Genomic DNA, 17,018 nt, shown 5'->3' with positions numbered 1-17,018 from the left:
ATCGTGGTAATCGGTTGCCTAAAACCATTGCCCCCCTGAATGCGGCTGCTAGAATGCCGGTTAAAATGACTTTCATCATCAGGAAACGTTATGAAACCGACCACTATCGCCCTGCTGCAGAAATGCAAACAGGAGAAGAAACGCTTCGCCACTATCACCGCCTACGACTACAGCTTTGCAAAGCTGTTTGCCGATGAGGGTATCAACGTGATGCTGGTCGGCGATTCGCTGGGCATGACGGTGCAGGGCCACGACTCCACCCTGCCGGTGACCGTAGAAGACATTGCCTATCACACGCGCGCGGTGCGCCGCGGAGCGCCCAACTGTCTGCTGCTCGCCGATCTGCCGTTTATGGCTTACGCCACGCCGGAACAGACCTTCGAGAACGCCGCCATCGTGATGCGCGCGGGAGCCAATATGGTCAAAATCGAGGGCGGCGCATGGCTGGCGGACACCGTGAAAATGCTTGCCGAGCGCGCGGTGCCGGTGTGCGGGCACCTCGGTCTGACGCCCCAGTCGGTGAACGTCTTCGGCGGCTATAAAATTCAGGGCCGCGGCGATGCCGGGCAAGTTCTGCTGGATGACGCGCTGGCGCTGGAAGCGGCGGGCGCACAGCTGCTGGTGCTGGAGTGCGTACCGGTCGAGCTGGCGAAACGCGTCACCGAGGCGTTAACCATCCCGGTGATCGGCATCGGCGCGGGCAACGTCACCGACGGGCAAATCCTCGTCATGCATGACGCATTCGGCATTACCGGCGGCCATATTCCCAAATTTGCCAAAAATTTCCTGAGCACAGCGGGCGACATGCGCGCCGCGGTACGGCAATATGTTGCCGAAGTGGAGTCCGGCGCCTATCCGGGCGAAGAACACAGTTTCCATTAAGGAGTGTTGTTGTGCTGATTATTGAAACCCTGCCGCTGCTGCGCCAGCATATCCGTCGTTTACGCCAGGAAGGCAAGCGCATTGCGCTGGTTCCCACCATGGGCAACCTGCACGATGGTCATATGAAGCTGGTTGATACCGCCAAAGCCAGCGCGGATGTGGTGGTGGCCAGTATCTTCGTCAACCCTATGCAGTTCGACCGCGCCGAGGATCTGGCGCGCTATCCGCGTACCCTGCAGGACGATTGCGAAAAGCTGAACAAGCGTAAGGTCGATTTTGTCTTTGCCCCTGCCGCGGCGGAAATCTATCCGCACGGCCTCGAAAATCAGACTTACGTGGATGTTCCGGGGCTGTCGACGATGCTCGAGGGCGCCAGTCGTCCGGGCCACTTCCGCGGCGTTTCCACTATCGTCAGCAAGCTGTTCAACCTGATCCAGCCGGACGTCGCCTGCTTCGGCGAAAAAGACTTCCAGCAGCTGGCGCTGATCCGCAAAATGGTGGCCGATATGGGCTACGACATCGAGATTATCGGCGTACCGATTATGCGCGCGAAAGATGGGCTGGCGCTCAGTTCACGCAACGGCTATCTCAGCGCAGATCAGCGCAAAGTTGCGCCGGGGCTGTATAAGGTGATGAATGGCGCGGCGGAGAAGCTGGCGGCCGGCGAGCGCAATCTTGACGAGATTATCGCGATTGCCGCGCAGGAGCTGAACGAAAAAGGCTTCCGCGCCGATGATATCCAGATCCGCGATGCCGACACGCTGCTCGACCTGACGGAAAACAGCCAGCGCGCGGTGATCCTGATGGCGGCATGGCTCGGCGAAGCGCGTTTGATCGACAACCAGATAGTGGCGCTCGTTCGGTAGACACGGGTTAAAAATCGGGCAATACTGCCTGGAATTTCCTCAAGGCGGGCGTCACGTCCGCTTTGTTATCGTTAAGCTTTAAAGGTAGACGTTATGATTCGTAATATGCTGCAGGGCAAACTCCACCGCGTAAAAGTCACGCAGGCCGACCTGCACTATGAAGGCTCCTGCGCTATTGATCAGGATTTCCTGGATGCGTCCGGCATCCTTGAAAACGAGGCAATTCATATCTGGAACGTGACCAACGGTAATCGTTTCTCCACCTACGCCATCGCCGCGGAGCGCGGTTCGCGAATTATCTCCGTGAACGGCGCGGCGGCACACTGTGCGAGCGTCGGCGATATTCTGATTATCGCCAGCTTCGTCACCATGCCTGACGAAGAAGCCCGCACCTGGCAGCCGAAAGTGGCCTATTTCGAAGGCGAAAACGAAATGAAGCGCCAGGCCAAAGCGATTCCGGTGCAGGTTGCCTGATATTATCAATAGCTCCGAAACTCTATCCGGAGCTATTATTTTTTTGATTTATATTATTCTTCGATATAATATGATCATTGTGATCAATATTACCCCCCCACTACCTTTCTCAATCACATCATTAGATTATTTAAAAATAGACTTACCCCCTTATCACACATAGAAAGCAAAAATCAATCCGTCATTACTTACATTATTTTGTAAAAATATTAAGTATTAGCCCTCATCTAAAAGAATAGAATCATTGGCACCTAAATATTATTTAGGCTGCTCCCACGCGTTATGGGAAAGTTTAATTTTATATGGATGTTTATCTATGAATAAGTTAACCATTGCTGCCGCATCAATTATTCTGGCTTTGGGCTCCGCTTCCGCATTTGCTGAAGATACGGTAACTACAATCGGTAACGACGTTGGTCTTATCACATTTGATGGCGCAGTTTCTGATACCACTTGCACCATCACCACTAATAACGGCATTAATGCAAACAACGTCACCATTAGCATGCCGGTGGTAAAAAAATCAGAAGTTGAAGGTACCAGCGTTGATGCAGGCGTTGGCTCAAAAGAGTTCGAACTGCACCTGAGCAGCTGCCCGGACACGCTGACCAAAGCATCCGCGACCTTTACCTCTCAGCAGTTTGCCGAACTCTCTAACGGCACGCTGAAAACCGATCCGAGCGTCACCGGTCATGCCGATAACGTGAGCCTGGCGCTGTTTAACAACAGCACCACCGACACCAGTCGCATTCAGGTTGGCCTGCCGAATAACAACACGCAGGTCGCCACCCTGAAAGGCGGCGAAGGCGTACTGGCTTATCGCGTTGCCTACGTTCCAGGCGCCGATTGGGTGAAAGGCACCAACGATATCACCGCGGGTAAAGTGACGAGCAACGCGACGTTTACTATGTCTTACGAGTAATCGTAACGTAATGGATTGTGCGTCTGCGGCTGAAAGCAGGCGCATTGCAGGGAGCTGATGGTTATGGATCGTTTTACCCAACTTACGCTGACATCGCTGGTATGCGCCAGCGCGGCGTTCAGTACGCTTAATGCCCGTGCGGATATCGTTATTTCCGGCACCCGTATTATCTATCCCCAGTCGTCCAAAGACGTCACCGTTAAAATGGAAAATCGCGGTAATAACCCGCTGCTGGTACAGTCGTGGCTTGATGACGGTCGCGATACCGTTAATCCTCAGGAGCTGAAGCTGCCGTTTGTCGTCACGCCGCCGGTCTCGCGCATCGACCCGTCGAAGGGGCAAACCGTACGTATTACGTGGACCCAACAACCTCTGGCCCAGGATCGGGAATCGCTGTTCTGGTTTAACGTCCTTGAGGTGCCGCCAAAAGCAAAAGATGCCGATAGCCAAAACGCATTGCAGCTGGCGTTTCGCACCCGCATTAAGATGTTTTTTCGCCCGGATGGTTTGCAGGGCGATCCGGCGGTTGCCGCCGGTAATCTGCAATGGACGCAGCAAGGAACCGCGTTAATCGCCAATAATAGCAGCCCTTATTATATATCAATGGCTAAAGCGACCATTACCGTGAAGGGAAAAAAAATAGAGGTCGATTCTCACACTATTCCTCCGCTCTCTCATGAAACGATTCCCGTTAAAAATGCGCCAGCATTACAGGGAGGGGGAATTGAATATATCGCTATTAACGATTTTGGTGGTACCGAAAAACATCAAGCCACCATCAATTAATTGTTACTGCTGAAGGACCTCAGCCTTTACAAGAACAGGGACAACATGTTTTTTCGTCGATCGTTATTGTGTACAACGCTATATATTGCACTGCCGTCCTCAGTAATGGCGGAACAAGCGCTTTCAGCGGCTTCAGATGAAGTTGAATTTAACGATCAGTTTTTATTCAGTACCGGTAGCAATATTGACGTCAGCCGTTTTTCTAAAGGGAATCCGGTGCCGCCGGGCACCTATAAGACGCAAGTTTTACTGAATAATCAGCCGAAGATGCTGGTGGATTTTACCTTTAATGATAACGGTACGCCTCGCGCAACGCCCTGCTTCACCGCAAAGCTGCTGGCGCAAATTGGCGTAAAAACGGTGGGAATGGATCTCGAATCCGCGGCCTGTATCGATATTGCGCAACAGTATCCGCAATCGACGTGGAATTATGATATCGGCACCCAGGAGCTCTCGCTCTCAATGCCGCAAATTTACACCCTTAAACACCCTAACGGTTACGTCGATCCTTCACTCTGGCAGAACGGGATTAACGCCGCGATGGTTTCTTACGATCTCAACGCCTGGCATAACGAAAGCGACAGCAGCAGCTCCGATTCGGTTTATGCCGGATTGAAGTACGGCGTGAATGTCGGCGCCTGGCATCTACGGGCCAGGGGCAACGCCAACTGGGATGAAGACTCCGGTAGCGATTACACCAGCCAGGATATTTATCTCCAGCGCGATGTCGCCGCATTACGCTCGCAGTTTCTGATCGGCGACTCTTATACCCGCGGTGATGGCTTCGATTCGTTCAGCCTGCGCGGCGTACGTTTTTACAATGACGATCGCATGCTGCCCGGCGGCGCCTCAACCTACGCCCCGGAGATCCGCGGCGTGGCGAAAAGTAATGCGAAGATCGTGATTAAGCAGAACGGTAATAAGATTTATGAAACCACCGTCCCACCGGGGCCCTTTGCTATCACCGATCTCAGCACTACCGGCTATGGTAGCGACCTGGATGTCTCCATTGAAGAAGCGGACGGCAGCATCCGTACTTTCTCGGTACCCTACTCATCGGTCACTCAAATGCTCAGGCCCGGATATGGACGCTGGGATATCGGCGCCGGGGAACTGCATGATGACGGTTTACATGACAGGCCCAGGTTAGGTTACGCCACGGGATATTACGGCTTAAACAACACCTTCACCGGCTATGCTGGCTTTCAGTATATGGATATCGGCTACTACGCCGGGTTAGCAGGTATCGCGACGAATACGCCCATCGGCGCGTTCGCTTTTGACATCACGCATTCAACAACCGCTATGGATAATCTGGAGACCCTGACGGGCCAGAGCTATCGCGTGACGTGGAGCAAACTACTCAGGGAATCAAATACCTCATTCAACATTGCCGCCTGGCGTTTCTCCACCGAAAACTATATGTCGTTACGCGACGCGGCCACCTTAAATAGCAACGTCAAACGTCATGATAATGCGTCGCAGCAGGAGTACTCCCGTTTTCAGCGGATGAAAAATCAGTTCCAGGTCAATGTGAGTCAGCCGATATCCCTTTGGGAATCCAGCAGCGGCAACCTGTATGTAAGCGGTAGCTGGGAGGATTACTGGAACAAAACCTCCTCTACCTCCCAGTACTCTATCGGTTATAACGACGCATTTTCATGGGCCAGCTATAGCGTTTCACTCCAGCGTTCCTATAACGAATATGGCGATAAGGACGACAGCGTTTACCTCAATCTGAGTATTCCGCTGGAAAACCTGCTGGGACACAACAAACGGCCGCTCGGTTTTTCAACCATCAATACCAGCGTCAACAGCGACCTGAAGTCGAACAATAACATCTCCACCAGCGCCAACGGCAATACCGACGACTATCGCTTCAGCTACAGCCTTAACACCAGCGCCAGCCGGTCAGATGGCTCGTCAATCAACCAGGTTGGCGGTTACGGCAGCTACAGCAGCCCGTGGGGGCCCTTAAGCCTGTCGGCTTCTGCTTCCGATGATGACAGCCGCCAGTACTCCATGAGCTACAGCGGCGGCATGCTGCTGCATTCCGGCGGCTTGACTCTGGCCCCGGGCAGTATTGGCGATACCGATACCCTGGCGCTGGTGCACGCCTCCGGGGCGGAAGGCGCTCGTTTAACGAATGGCGACGGGCGTATTAATCGCTTTGGCTATGCCATTCAACCTTACTTATCCGCCTATCGGGAAAATAGCGTCGGTCTCAACATCGACACAATGGAAGAAGATGTTGAAGTGAAGAATACCAGTACGGTCGTGGTCCCCCGCAGTGGCTCCGTTGTGCGGGTTGATTTCGAAACCAACGAAGGGCGCTCACTCCTGCTGGAGCTTCAGCGCTCCGACAAGGGGTTTATCCCGCTCGGCGCGGATGTGCAAAACGAACGGGGCGAATCTATCGGCACGGTCGGACAGGCCGGTATGGCCTATGTTCGCGGCGTCACGGAAAGCGGAACACTACAGGTTATCTGGGGAAGCGGCCGCGAAGGACGCTGCACCGTTCATTATCAGCTCGCTGATAGCGGTGCCGATAGAAAAGTGGGGCTTACCCGTCTACTGAGTCATCAACGCTGCCAGATGTAACGGCACTTTTTTACAGGGAACAGAATGAAGATAATCAGTTTTAGAAAACGCTGCCTGCTGGGCTGTAGCGGCATTTTACTCGCTACCGCGTTACCGGGTCAGGCAACATCGCTGGATGTCACCTTTACCGCTAACCTGCGCGAAACGACCTGCGATATGGCCATTGAAGGCGGCAGCGGCGATGGCAAAAACAACACCATTCCTGTCGGCGCGAATGGCATAGTGAGCCTGGATAAAATTATCAGCGGCGACAGCGCGGCGCAGGCAACCTTTAAGCTGAAAATCACGGAATGCCCGAGCAGCCTGCAGTCGCTTAAAACCACCATCAGCGGGACGAAATCGGCGGAAAAAGAGACGGTGATTCTGAATGGTAACGCAACGGCAGATGCTGCGGGAGCCCTTGGGATCACTATCGCCAGAGCTTCCGCCACCGATGCCCCTTTCGTGATTAATGCGGGCTCGGACACGGGTCGACTGGTATGGACCAGCCAGGAAATTAACAACAAAGAAGTTCCTCTGGTCGCGACGCTGGTTGAAACGCAGACGGGACAAGGCACGACGGGTGCCTTTAGCGCTTTGGCCACTTTCAACTTCACCTACGAATAATCATCAGAAAAGGAACCTCTTGATGAAAAAAATCTCTTTTCTGGGCGGTGTTGTCGGCACGTTGCTTTTTTCTGCGCCCTCTATTGCCGAGATAACCGGAACCAGCAGCATTTCCGCCACTTTTACCTCGACAATTCAAGCCGGTACCTGCACGGCGCAGATTCAGAACGCCAGCGGTCAGCCCATGAGTACGCTGAATTTCGGCGATGTATTTAAATCCGATCTGGTTAAGCAAAGCCGCAGCGAACCGTTCAAGGTAGCCTTTAGCGACTGTTCTGGGGTGAAATCCGCCAAATATCAAGTCATTCCCGGCAGCGGTGGCGGCTGCTCGGGCCCAAGTTCGAACGGCGACTCTTTTGCCGCAGGCAACTCAACGGCTTTTGAAGTGTGGCAAGGGGAGTCCGGAACGGGAACGTTGCTTAGCTGTAATAACAAGCCCTCACAAACGCTCAGCATCAGCGGTCGTTCGCTCAGCGTCAGTTTTGCTTCGCGCATTGTTATCGCTAAAGATAGAAAAATAGCCAACGTCACAGCGGGTAGCGTCAGCTCTCCCGTCACGTTTGTTATCACCTATCAGTAAGTTAAAAGGAGCAGCACCGCTATGTCATTCTGTATCCGTCTAATCGGCCCAGTTGGGAAGGCGTTGCTGGTTGTGGGAGCGGCAGGCGGGCTGTGCATGGCTCCTTATTTTGCGGATGCCGCGAATGAAAATAAAGAAGGGCTGGACGTCACCCTGACAGCCAATATTGTGGAAAATACCTGCCAGATTTCCATCTCTGGCAATGGAACCGTTCATCTACCTACGGTTTCCCGCCGTTGGTTTTATAACGATGACGGCACTTCGCGTTTGCAGCCCGGCGACCCTGCCAGCGGGACGCTATTTAGCGTGAACGTTGAAAGCTGCTCAGGCGATGCCACGACGGTCAATACTCTCACCTTTGGCTTTAAGCCACAAAATGGGATCTGGCCCGTGGAAAGCCAGCAGGTATTTATCAATGAAGCGCCAGCCGCCGCAGGCGGGGCGGAGAACGTCGGGATTGTCATTTTTTCTACCCACGATAACCGTAACGTTGTGAATAGCGACGGTAGCTCCGCCGTGGTTATTGATGTTTCAAAAGCGGATAACTATCTGGCCAGCTACGATTTTTATGCCCGCTATCAAAATACGGGCACCGTTACCCCAGGGAAAGTTAACAGTCATGTCCTGGTAGACGCTATTTACCAGTGATCAGGGAGGATGAGATGATCAAATTGATGGTATACCCATTCGCGCTGCTGGCTCTGAGCTTTGGCGCCAGCGCCAAGGAGTGCCATCTTGACGATGGCAGAAGCGGCTCGTTAACGCTGAACAACGGTGTAACCACCTATCCAATAACATTCAAGACAGCATTAGGTGACCAGGGAAGCAAGAAACCCGAGCTGCTTACCTTCGACATTCAGTCCAGTTACGCTCTCCGGACCGAATGCGATGCGGGAAACGATGGATTTGATTTTTATGCAAAAACCAACCCAAGCGCCACGCCGACCACCGTAGACGGCAGAGCACTTTTCCCTACAAATATAGAGGGTATTTATTATGCGGTAAGAATATACACCCAGGCCGGCGGCGGCGGATATTTGCCAGAGGTTAACAGCAGCAAGGACTGGGTTTGGGTCAGCGGCGGCAATCAGTCGTACTGGAATAACCAGCAATTAAAGTACTCTGTGACCTTGTATCAGGACGTCCCTTTTCAAGGAAACCTCAACCACGACATGAGAATTTACCCTAAAGATTCAAGAACATTGGGTCAAATCCGCGTCGGTTCGGCAGATTCAGATGACAATAACCCGTGGACGATTAACGTCAATCCCAGCAGCTTTAGCATACTGGTCATGGCCGCAACGTGTTCTTCCGCCATGGTCAATAACGGCACCAATAACGTGAACTTCGGCGACGTCATGTTCTCATCTTTCCGGGAAGGCTACTGGCCGAGAACACCGTTTACGTTAAGGTTAAGCGGATGCAATAACACCGTCTGGGTACGTATGAAGCTTGCCACACCTAAATCAGAATTGAGCGTGACCGGCGGCGTGACGCTAATGACCAATACGCTCACCGGCAGCGATGCGGCAACTGGCGTAGGAGTAGGGTTAGCGTCGAACTTCACTACCGCCGATGGTTTCAACCTGCAGCCCGGTTTAGAAATATGGTCGCCGTCAACAAGCGTCAGCAATTCGTCATCATATGACTATAGCTTTGATGCCTGGCTTTCCCGCACATCCGGTGAGCTAAAGCCGGGAAAATTTAAAGCGATAGGCACGTTTACCATCGATTATTTCTGATCTACCCCTGCGGCTGGTTGCTTATCAGCCGCGACATCGTCTCCAGCGAATCCGTTCTTAATATATACAGCCTTTTCAACAAGAACGGATTATCGCCCGGCTTTACCTTCCCCCTCACCGTGGTCACCGCCAGATGAAAACCGGCGTCGTTGGCGGCCTGGATCGCCTTAGCGTTATAGCCGCCAAACGGGTAAGAGAGATACAGTACGTGGGGATTAAACTGCGCCAGCGCCCGCCGCGAATGCGCAAAATCAAACAGAATATTGTGATAGCTGCGGCTGAGGAGGATCGGATGACGTTCAGCATCAACCCGATGCAGGAAGTGGGTATGCGACTGCACGTCAAAGACGTCCTGGATCTGTTTTAGCTCGGAAATACTCATAAACTGCAGCGATTTCGGCGCCCATTTCTGCGGATGGCGCTTGATGCGCGACGAGATAATAAACGCCGTGGCGTGAAAGCCATACTGCTTGAGGATCGGGTAGGCATAGCGGTTGACCGACTTCAGCCCATCGTCAAAGGTGATCGCCACCGCACGCGCCGGAAGATTCACTTTATTACGCAGATAGCCTTCCAGTTGATACATGCTGAGCGTGGTATAGCCCTGGTCGCGTAGCCAGGTCATCTGATTGCTGAAGGCGCGCACGGAGGTCGTCGTTGAGGTATGGCGAAAGCGGGTATTTTCTTCATCACGCAGGATATGGTGATAAGTCAGTACAGGGATGCCGTTATCTTCTTGCGCATCCAGACTGCTCACCCACGCCAGGCGGTTGCCGATACGAATCTGAAACCAGGTTTGATTAAGCCGATCTTTGAGTTTGCTGATAATCGGATAACGCAGATTATTCGCCAGGGTGCCAAATGGCGCGCTGCCCACGGCGGGGGCATCATAGATTGGCGTATCTTTCCAGGTAATGAGGTTTTGGTTGCTCAGAGGCTTATGCAGATCGCCCAGGCTATCCTCCACCCGCTGCTTACCCTGTACCGGCCCCAGGTGGCCTTTATCGATAAAGCCGGTCGCAAAGCCAAAATTAAACTCATAGTAATCCGCCGCCGTCGGTACTACCGCCAGAATTTGCCCTGCCCGCACGTTACCGACGCTCACCACCTGATTGCCAACCTGCGCCCAGATATCCGCATCTTCGGTCGTTTGCATATAACGTGCCGGCACACCCTGCTGGCTTAACAGGCTGGCGGAGGCGCTTAGCGCCGTGAACAGGAGGAGTAAAGCAAGAATTCGGGCAAACATGCGCATCGAGCCGGTAGACAAGAACTGCCGTCATTGTAACAAAAGCCTCATCAATACCAATGCTTAATTCCCGTACGGCTCATGCAGTAGTCGAAAAGGCGGATTTTTTTGCTGCTGATGCCAGAGGCTGCTCACCGCCGGGCCTCCGGCGCTGACAATGGCGTGTCGGAAGGCTTCGCTGCTCAGACTCTGACGCAGCAAATACATACATTCCAGTAATGAATAGTCGATCCCGGAAATCACTTCACAGTGGGTGTGCTTATGGCTCAGCAGCGCCGCCACGCGATAAGGCGCCGCGCCGGTTTTATCGGTCAGAAAAATGACCCCGTCTCCGCCGTCCGTCTCGTGCAGCGCATCGCACATCATGCGGCTCAGCATATTGCTGCTGAGATTACGCCAGTAGTTGACCGCCCGACACTGCGTCAGCGGCCCAAACTTTTTCTCCAGACGATCCAGCATCTCCTGCGCCAGTTCGTCATGACAGGTAATCACCCAACCTAACATCGCCCACCTCCTTAGCAGGCAAACAATGTAGCAAGGGAAGAGATGAATATCGGTGATGACAATCAAAATTGTTTGCCGGCGCTTCGCTGAACGGGGCAGCGAAGCGCCGTGGTTGGCTAAATTAGCTGCGAAGCCCGCGTCCGCGCTGGATCAGATACCAGCACAAGAGATAAAACGCGACGATAAACACCACCAGCACGCCGAAGGTGGTGGCGAGCGGAACATCGTTAATGCCGAGGAAACCGTAGCGGAAACCGCTGATCATGTAGACGATCGGGTTCAGATGCGACAGCCCTTGCCAGAACGGCGGCAGCAGGGTCAGCGAATAAAAAACCCCGCCGAGATAGGTCAGCGGCGTCAGCACGAAGGTCGGAATAAGGCTGATATCGTCAAAGGTTTTGGCAAACACCGCATTCAGCAGACCGGCCAGCGAAAATAGCACGGCGGTCAGCACCAGGGTCAGGGCGACGAATATCCATGAGTGAACCTGGAACGGTACGAAAAACAGCGAAATCGCCGTCACCAGAATCCCGACGCACAGACCGCGGGCAACGCCGCCGCCCACATAGCCGGCGATAACCACGTGGGTGGGAACCGGCGCGACCAGCAGTTCTTCAATATTGCGCTGAAATTTCGCGCTGAAGAACGAGGACGCCACGTTGGCGTAGGCGTTGGTGATCACCGCCATCATAATCAGGCCCGGCACGATAAACTGCATATAGGTGAAACCGTGCATTTCACCGATGCGCGAGCCGATCAGATTGCCGAAAATAACAAAGTAGAGGGTCATAGTTATGACCGGCGGCACCAGCGTCTGGATCCAGATACGCATAAAGCGGTGGATCTCTTTGGTCCAGATGCTTTTCAGCGCGACCCAATAAAGCTGCATCATGCTGATTCTCCTTTCCGGTCATGGACCAGCGTGACAAACAGCTCTTCCAGACGGTTAGCTTTGTTACGCATACTTAATACCTGTACGCCCTGCGCGCTTAACTGAGTAAATACGCTGTTAATCCCCTGCTCACGCAGCACCTCAACCTCCAGCGTCGACGTATCAACCAGACGATACTGATAGCCTTCCAGTACCGGTAATGGGCTCTTAGGCGCCAGATCGAGAATAAAGGTTTCCGATTTCAGTTTGGAAAGCAGCGCCTTCATCGAGGTGTTTTCCACCAGCTCACCGTTCTGAATAATGCCAATATTGCGACACAGCATCTCGGCCTCTTCCAGATAGTGGGTAGTGAGGATAATCGTCGTGCCTTTATCGTTGAGATCTTTCAGGAAGCCCCACATCGAACGACGCAGCTCGATATCCACTCCCGCCGTGGGTTCATCAAGAATCAGCAGCTTCGGCTCGTGCATCAACGCGCGGGCAATCATCAGGCGGCGCTTCATGCCGCCGGAGAGCATCCGCGCGCGTTCGTTGCGTTTTTCCCAAAGATCGAGCTGTTTAAGGTACTTTTCGCTACGGGCGATCGCTTCTTTGCGCTCGACGCCGTAGTAGCCCGCCTGGTGAATCACAATCTGCTGCACGGTTTCAAACGGGTTAAAGTTGAACTCCTGCGGCACCAGGCCGAGCTGGCGCTTGGCGTTCACCACATCCTTTTGCAGGTCATAGCCAAACACGTTGACCTCGCCGGAGGTTTTATTCACCAGCGAACTGATAATGCCGATAGTGGTGGATTTTCCCGCGCCGTTTGGCCCCAGGAGCGCGTAAAAATCGCCCGCCTCAACCTGCAGATCGATTCCGCGCAGCGCCTGAACCCCGCCGGGGTAGGTTTTTTTAAGCTGTTTTAATTCCAGAGCAATGGTCATTAAATGTCTCTTCTCGTGTCGTGACACGCGATGGGTTGTTTTAAAAAATGTGAGGTTAACCTATATTAGCGCAACGCACTTACTTGGTTACAGGCCCGTAAACATCCATGAACGATATAGATACACTCATCAGCAACAATGCACTATGGTCAAAAATGCTGGTGGAGGAAGACTCCGGTTTCTTTGAGAAACTGGCACAGGCGCAGAAGCCGCGCTTTCTGTGGATTGGATGTTCCGATAGCCGCGTCCCCGCTGAACGTTTGACCGGCCTGGAACCTGGCGAGCTGTTTGTACACCGTAACGTCGCCAACCTGGTGATTCATACCGATCTGAACTGTCTTTCCGTCGTGCAGTACGCGGTCGACGTACTGGAGGTTGAACACATCATCATCTGCGGCCACTACGGCTGCGGCGGCGTGCAGGCGGCGATTGAAAATACCGAGCTTGGCCTTATCGACAACTGGCTGCTGCATATTCGCGATATCTGGTTTAAGCACAGCTCGCTGCTGGGGGAAATGCCCGAAGAGCGCCGCCTTGATACGCTGTGTGAATTGAATGTGATGGAGCAGGTTTACAACCTTGGCCATTCAACGATTATGCAGTCGGCGTGGAAGCGTGGACAGAAGGTGACGATTCACGGCTGGGCCTACGGCATTCACGATGGCATGTTACGCGATCTGGACGTGACCGCCGTCAGCCGCGAAACGCTGGAGCAGCGCTATCGCCAGGGCATTTCCAACCTTAAAAGCAAGCACGTCAATCACAGGTAATTCACGCGCCCCTCTTAACTATCCCGGATAAGCCGGGATAGACACTCCGCGTTACTCGTCCAGCAGCGTCACTTTGCCGATATACGGCAGGTGGCGATAGCGCTGAGCATAGTCGATACCGTACCCCACCACGAACTCGTCCGGGATCGCAAAACCGACAAACTCAACCGGCACCTTCACTTCGCGGCGGCTTGGCTTATCGAGCAGCGTACAAATCGCCAGCGATTTTGGTTCACGCAGGCTGAGGATTTCACGCACTTTTGACAGCGTATTGCCAGAGTCGATGATGTCTTCCACGATCAGCACATCTTTACCGCGGATATCTTCATCCAGGTCTTTGAGGATTTTGACGTCACGGGTGGTGGACATGCCGCTGCCGTAGCTCGAGGCGGTCATGAAATCTACTTCATGGGGTACCTGAACCTCACGGCACAGGTCGGCCATAAACATAAATGAACCGCGTAATAGCCCCACCAGCACCATTTCGCTGCCGCTATCTTTGTAATGTTCATTAATTTGACGACCGAGCTCAGCGATACGGGCTTTGATCTCAGTTTCCGGGATCATCACTTCTACAGTATGTTTCATAAAACTAACCATTTGATTCTTAATGTAAATCATCAAAGCCGCTGCGATTGCACCGACGTTGACCGGCAAGCCACGCAGTATACCAGTAAAAAGAAATATGCGATGCAGTGATTAATAAAGCCCATTTTGTGATTCCGATCACACTTGTTAAATCCTATACTTAATTGCAGTTAAAAAATTAACAAACAAACGAGTGTCCTTCTATGGCAGAAACAAAATCTCAACAATCACGGCTACTCGTGACGCTGACGGCTCTTTTTGCAGCGTTCTGTGGCCTGTATCTTTTAGCGGGCGGGGCCTGGCTGGTCGCTCTTGGCGGCTCATGGTACTACCCTGTCGCAGGCCTGGTCATGCTGGGCGTCACCGTCATGCTGTTCCGCGGCAAGCGTTCTGCGCTTTGGCTGTACGCCGCGCTGCTGCTTGCCACTATGATCTGGGGAGTATGGGAAGTTGGCTTCGACTTCTGGGCGCTGACCCCGCGTAGCGACATTCTGGTCTTCTTCGGCATCTGGCTTATTCTGCCGTTTGTCTGGCGCCGCCTGCCAATTCCCTCCTCTGGCGCCGTTGCCGGGCTGGTTGTCGCCCTGCTGATTAGCGGCGGTATCCTGACCTGGGCCGGCTTCAACGACCCGCAGGAAGTCAACGGTACGCTGAGCGCAGATGCAACGCCAGCGGCCCCCATTTCCGACGTAGCCGATGGCGACTGGTCGGCGTATGGCCGCAATCAGGAAGGCCAGCGCTACTCGCCGCTGAAGCAGATCAACGCCGATAACGTGAAGAACCTGAAAGAAGCCTGGGTCTTCCGTACGGGCGATCTCAAGCAGCCTAACGATCCGGGTGAAATCACCAATGAAGTCACGCCGATTAAAGTGGGCGACACGCTTTATCTGTGTACCGCTCACCAGCGCCTGTTCGCGCTTGACGCGGCCACCGGTAAAGAAAAGTGGCATTTCGATCCGCAGCTCAACGCTGACCCCTCTTTCCAGCACGTGACCTGTCGCGGCGTTTCATATCATGAAGCCAAAGCGGATAACGCGCCGGCGGATGTGGTTGCCGACTGCCCGCGTCGTATCATTCTTCCGGTCAACGATGGTCGCCTGTTCGCCATCAATGCCGAAACCGGTAAGCTGTGTGAGTCCTTTGCTAATAAAGGCATTCTCAATCTGCAAACCAACATGCCTGTCACTACGCCGGGTATGTATGAACCAACATCACCGCCGATTATTACCGACAAAACTATCGTCATTGCCGGCGCCGTGACCGATAACTTCTCCACCCGCGAGCCGTCGGGCGTTATCCGCGGCTTTGATGTGAATACCGGTAAACTGCTGTGGGCCTTTGACCCGGGCGCGAAAGATCCCAACGCGATTCCTGATGATGAACATCATTTCACGCTGAATTCACCAAACTCCTGGGCGCCAGCGGCCTATGACGCGAAGCTGGATCTGGTCTACCTGCCTATGGGCGTAACCACCCCGGATATCTGGGGCGGCAACCGTACGCCTGAACAAGAGCGCTATGCCAGCTCCATCGTGGCGCTGAACGCCACGACCGGTAAACTGGCGTGGAGCTACCAGACCGTTCACCACGATCTGTGGGATATGGATATGCCGTCGCAGCCGACGCTGGCGGATATCGACGTCAACGGTAAAACCGTGCCGGTGATTTACGCTCCGGCAAAAACCGGTAATATTTTTGTCCTCGATCGCCGCAACGGTGAACTGGTTGTCCCGGCACCGGAAAAACCGGTTCCGCAAGGGGCGGCGAAAGGTGACTACGTCGCGAAAACTCAGCCTTTCTCCGACCTGAGCTTCCGTCCGAAGAAAGACCTGACCGGCGCGGACATGTGGGGCGCCACCATGTTCGACCAGCTGGTGTGCCGCGTTATCTTCCATCAGCTGCGCTACGAAGGGATTTTCACCCCGCCTTCAGAACAAGGCACGCTGGTATTCCCGGGTAACCTGGGGATGTTCGAATGGGGCGGCATCTCCGTCGATCCGAACCGCCAGGTGGCGATTGCTAACCCGATGGCGCTGCCGTTTGTCTCAAAACTGATCCCTCGCGGCCCAGGTAACCCGATGGAGCAGCCTAAAGACGCCAAGGGTTCCGGTACCGAAGCCGGTATTCAGCCACAGTACGGTGTCCCTTACGGCGTTACGCTTAATCCGTTCCTGTCACCGTTTGGTCTGCCCTGCAAACAGCCAGCCTGGGGCTATATCTCCGCGCTGGATCTGAAAACCAACGAAGTGGTGTGGAAAAAACGTATCGGTACGCCGCAGGATAGCCTGCCGTTCCCGATGCCGATTAAGCTCCCGTTCACAATGGGTATGCCGATGCTGGGCGGTCCAATCTCGACGGCCGGCAATGTGCTGTTTATCGGCGCGACCGCGGATAATTACCTGCGCGCGTACAATATGAGCAACGGTGAAAAATTATGGCAGGCACGTCTGCCGGCGGGCGGCCAGGCGACGCCGATGACCTATGAAGTGAATGGCAAGCAGTACGTTGTCATCTCTGCGGGCGGTCACGGTTCGTTTGGCACGAAGATGGGCGACTATATCGTCGCTTATGCTTTACCGGACGACGCGAAGTAAAAAACAGAAGGCCCGGTTTCCGGGCCTTCTCCCTATGGT

The 17,018-nt window shown here is 53.8% G+C and carries 17 protein-coding genes; 12 read left to right on the top strand and 5 right to left on the bottom strand.

The genetic code is table 11. From position 1 onward, the window contains the following. Positions 1-90: 90 nt before the first annotated feature. From panB to FQK12_RS24730, 10 genes are all read left to right on the top strand, one after another. On the top strand, positions 91-882 hold the full coding sequence (panB, locus tag FQK12_RS24775) for a 3-methyl-2-oxobutanoate hydroxymethyltransferase (protein WP_014227963.1): 792 nt from the start codon (positions 91-93) through the stop codon (positions 880-882). 11 nt (positions 883-893) lie between these two features. Beyond that, positions 894-1,748 carry a pantoate--beta-alanine ligase gene (gene panC, locus FQK12_RS24770; RefSeq protein WP_014227962.1) on the top strand — a complete coding sequence of 285 codons (855 nt, stop codon included), beginning with the start codon at positions 894-896 and terminating at the stop codon, positions 1,746-1,748. A 93-nt stretch (positions 1,749-1,841) separates the two neighbouring features. Beyond that, positions 1,842-2,222: an aspartate 1-decarboxylase gene (gene panD, locus FQK12_RS24765; protein ID WP_004098675.1), complete on the top strand. Its 381-nt coding sequence runs from the start codon at positions 1,842-1,844 to the stop codon at positions 2,220-2,222. 316 nt (positions 2,223-2,538) lie between these two features. Then, entirely contained in the window at positions 2,539-3,144 is a 606-nt protein-coding gene (locus FQK12_RS24760) for a fimbrial protein (RefSeq protein WP_014227961.1), read from the top strand. Positions 3,145-3,207: 63 nt separating this feature from the next. Further along, positions 3,208-3,930: a fimbrial chaperone gene (locus FQK12_RS24755; RefSeq protein WP_014227960.1), complete on the top strand. Its 723-nt coding sequence runs from the start codon at positions 3,208-3,210 to the stop codon at positions 3,928-3,930. A gap of 45 nt (positions 3,931-3,975) precedes the next feature. Next, a complete protein-coding gene (locus tag FQK12_RS24750) occupies positions 3,976-6,531 on the top strand; it encodes an outer membrane usher protein (RefSeq protein ID WP_041165269.1) in 2,556 nt (851 codons plus the stop codon). Between the two features lie 24 nt (positions 6,532-6,555). Beyond that, positions 6,556-7,137: a fimbrial protein gene (locus FQK12_RS24745; RefSeq protein WP_014227958.1), complete on the top strand. Its 582-nt coding sequence runs from the start codon at positions 6,556-6,558 to the stop codon at positions 7,135-7,137. 22 nt (positions 7,138-7,159) lie between these two features. Next, entirely contained in the window at positions 7,160-7,717 is a 558-nt protein-coding gene (locus tag FQK12_RS24740) for a fimbrial protein (protein ID WP_014227957.1), read from the top strand. 96 nt (positions 7,718-7,813) lie between these two features. Further along, positions 7,814-8,365 (top strand): fimbrial-like protein, encoded by a 552-nt coding sequence (locus tag FQK12_RS24735; RefSeq protein WP_014227956.1) that lies wholly within the window; start codon positions 7,814-7,816, stop codon positions 8,363-8,365. 14 nt (positions 8,366-8,379) lie between these two features. Continuing rightward, a complete protein-coding gene (locus tag FQK12_RS24730; protein WP_014227955.1) occupies positions 8,380-9,459 on the top strand; it encodes a fimbrial protein in 1,080 nt (359 codons plus the stop codon). A gap of 1 nt (position 9,460) precedes the next feature. Here the strand turns inward: FQK12_RS24730 and FQK12_RS24725 are convergent, their stop codons facing one another. The 4 genes from FQK12_RS24725 to FQK12_RS24710 form a co-directional block, all read right to left on the bottom strand. After that, positions 9,461-10,714: a polysaccharide deacetylase family protein gene (locus FQK12_RS24725; protein WP_038423355.1), complete on the bottom strand. Its 1,254-nt coding sequence runs from the start codon at positions 10,712-10,714 to the stop codon at positions 9,461-9,463. A 57-nt stretch (positions 10,715-10,771) separates the two neighbouring features. Further along, positions 10,772-11,212, bottom strand: coding sequence for a PTS sugar transporter subunit IIA (locus FQK12_RS24720; protein WP_014227953.1), 441 nt, complete (start codon positions 11,210-11,212; stop codon positions 10,772-10,774). A 121-nt stretch (positions 11,213-11,333) separates the two neighbouring features. Beyond that, positions 11,334-12,104 (bottom strand): ABC transporter permease, encoded by a 771-nt coding sequence (locus FQK12_RS24715; RefSeq protein ID WP_004098668.1) that lies wholly within the window; start codon positions 12,102-12,104, stop codon positions 11,334-11,336. Further along, positions 12,101-13,027: an ABC transporter ATP-binding protein gene (locus FQK12_RS24710; RefSeq protein WP_014227952.1), complete on the bottom strand. Its 927-nt coding sequence runs from the start codon at positions 13,025-13,027 to the stop codon at positions 12,101-12,103. Before FQK12_RS24710 ends, FQK12_RS24715 begins: the two co-directional genes overlap by 4 nt. A gap of 107 nt (positions 13,028-13,134) precedes the next feature. Between FQK12_RS24710 and can the strand changes: the two genes are divergently transcribed. Then, the gene (can, locus tag FQK12_RS24705; RefSeq protein ID WP_014227951.1) at positions 13,135-13,797 is read left to right on the top strand and encodes a carbonate dehydratase; all 663 of its coding nucleotides are present in this window, start codon (positions 13,135-13,137) and stop codon (positions 13,795-13,797) included. A 51-nt stretch (positions 13,798-13,848) separates the two neighbouring features. On the opposite strand, the gene hpt is transcribed toward can, so the two are convergent. Next, a complete protein-coding gene (hpt, locus tag FQK12_RS24700; protein ID WP_014227950.1) occupies positions 13,849-14,385 on the bottom strand; it encodes a hypoxanthine phosphoribosyltransferase in 537 nt (178 codons plus the stop codon). A 203-nt stretch (positions 14,386-14,588) separates the two neighbouring features. Between hpt and FQK12_RS24695 the strand changes: the two genes are divergently transcribed. After that, complete coding sequence (locus FQK12_RS24695) at positions 14,589-16,979, top strand: glucose/quinate/shikimate family membrane-bound PQQ-dependent dehydrogenase (protein WP_014227949.1); 2,391 nt, start codon at positions 14,589-14,591, stop codon at positions 16,977-16,979. The last annotated feature ends 39 nt before the right edge of the window (positions 16,980-17,018 follow it).

It is taken from the genome of Klebsiella sp. ME-303, assembly GCF_007910085.1.
Classification (GTDB): Bacteria; Pseudomonadota; Gammaproteobacteria; order Enterobacterales; family Enterobacteriaceae; genus Klebsiella; species Klebsiella michiganensis.
Note: the sequence above shows the minus strand (reverse complement) of the source record. Positions and strands in the feature narration are given on the sequence as shown.

What these genes read in the sequence shown, in the direction of transcription:
- panB (WP_014227963.1), top strand. Translation starts at nt 91, where the DNA reads ATGAAACCGACCACTATCGCCCTGCTGCAGAAATGCAAACAGGAGAAG.
- panD (WP_004098675.1), top strand. Translation starts at nt 1,842, where the DNA reads ATGATTCGTAATATGCTGCAGGGCAAACTCCACCGCGTAAAAGTCACG.
- FQK12_RS24760 (WP_014227961.1), top strand. Translation starts at nt 2,539, where the DNA reads ATGAATAAGTTAACCATTGCTGCCGCATCAATTATTCTGGCTTTGGGC.
- FQK12_RS24755 (WP_014227960.1), top strand. Translation starts at nt 3,208, where the DNA reads ATGGATCGTTTTACCCAACTTACGCTGACATCGCTGGTATGCGCCAGC.
- FQK12_RS24750 (WP_041165269.1), top strand. Translation starts at nt 3,976, where the DNA reads ATGTTTTTTCGTCGATCGTTATTGTGTACAACGCTATATATTGCACTG.
- FQK12_RS24745 (WP_014227958.1), top strand. Translation starts at nt 6,556, where the DNA reads ATGAAGATAATCAGTTTTAGAAAACGCTGCCTGCTGGGCTGTAGCGGC.
- FQK12_RS24740 (WP_014227957.1), top strand. Translation starts at nt 7,160, where the DNA reads ATGAAAAAAATCTCTTTTCTGGGCGGTGTTGTCGGCACGTTGCTTTTT.
- FQK12_RS24735 (WP_014227956.1), top strand. Translation starts at nt 7,814, where the DNA reads ATGGCTCCTTATTTTGCGGATGCCGCGAATGAAAATAAAGAAGGGCTG.
- FQK12_RS24730 (WP_014227955.1), top strand. Translation starts at nt 8,380, where the DNA reads ATGATCAAATTGATGGTATACCCATTCGCGCTGCTGGCTCTGAGCTTT.
- FQK12_RS24725 (WP_038423355.1), bottom strand. Translation starts at nt 10,714, where the DNA reads ATGCGCATGTTTGCCCGAATTCTTGCTTTACTCCTCCTGTTCACGGCG.
- FQK12_RS24720 (WP_014227953.1), bottom strand. Translation starts at nt 11,212, where the DNA reads ATGTTAGGTTGGGTGATTACCTGTCATGACGAACTGGCGCAGGAGATG.
- FQK12_RS24715 (WP_004098668.1), bottom strand. Translation starts at nt 12,104, where the DNA reads ATGATGCAGCTTTATTGGGTCGCGCTGAAAAGCATCTGGACCAAAGAG.
- FQK12_RS24710 (WP_014227952.1), bottom strand. Translation starts at nt 13,027, where the DNA reads ATGACCATTGCTCTGGAATTAAAACAGCTTAAAAAAACCTACCCCGGC.
- can (WP_014227951.1), top strand. Translation starts at nt 13,135, where the DNA reads ATGAACGATATAGATACACTCATCAGCAACAATGCACTATGGTCAAAA.
- hpt (WP_014227950.1), bottom strand. Translation starts at nt 14,385, where the DNA reads ATGAAACATACTGTAGAAGTGATGATCCCGGAAACTGAGATCAAAGCC.
- FQK12_RS24695 (WP_014227949.1), top strand. Translation starts at nt 14,589, where the DNA reads ATGGCAGAAACAAAATCTCAACAATCACGGCTACTCGTGACGCTGACG.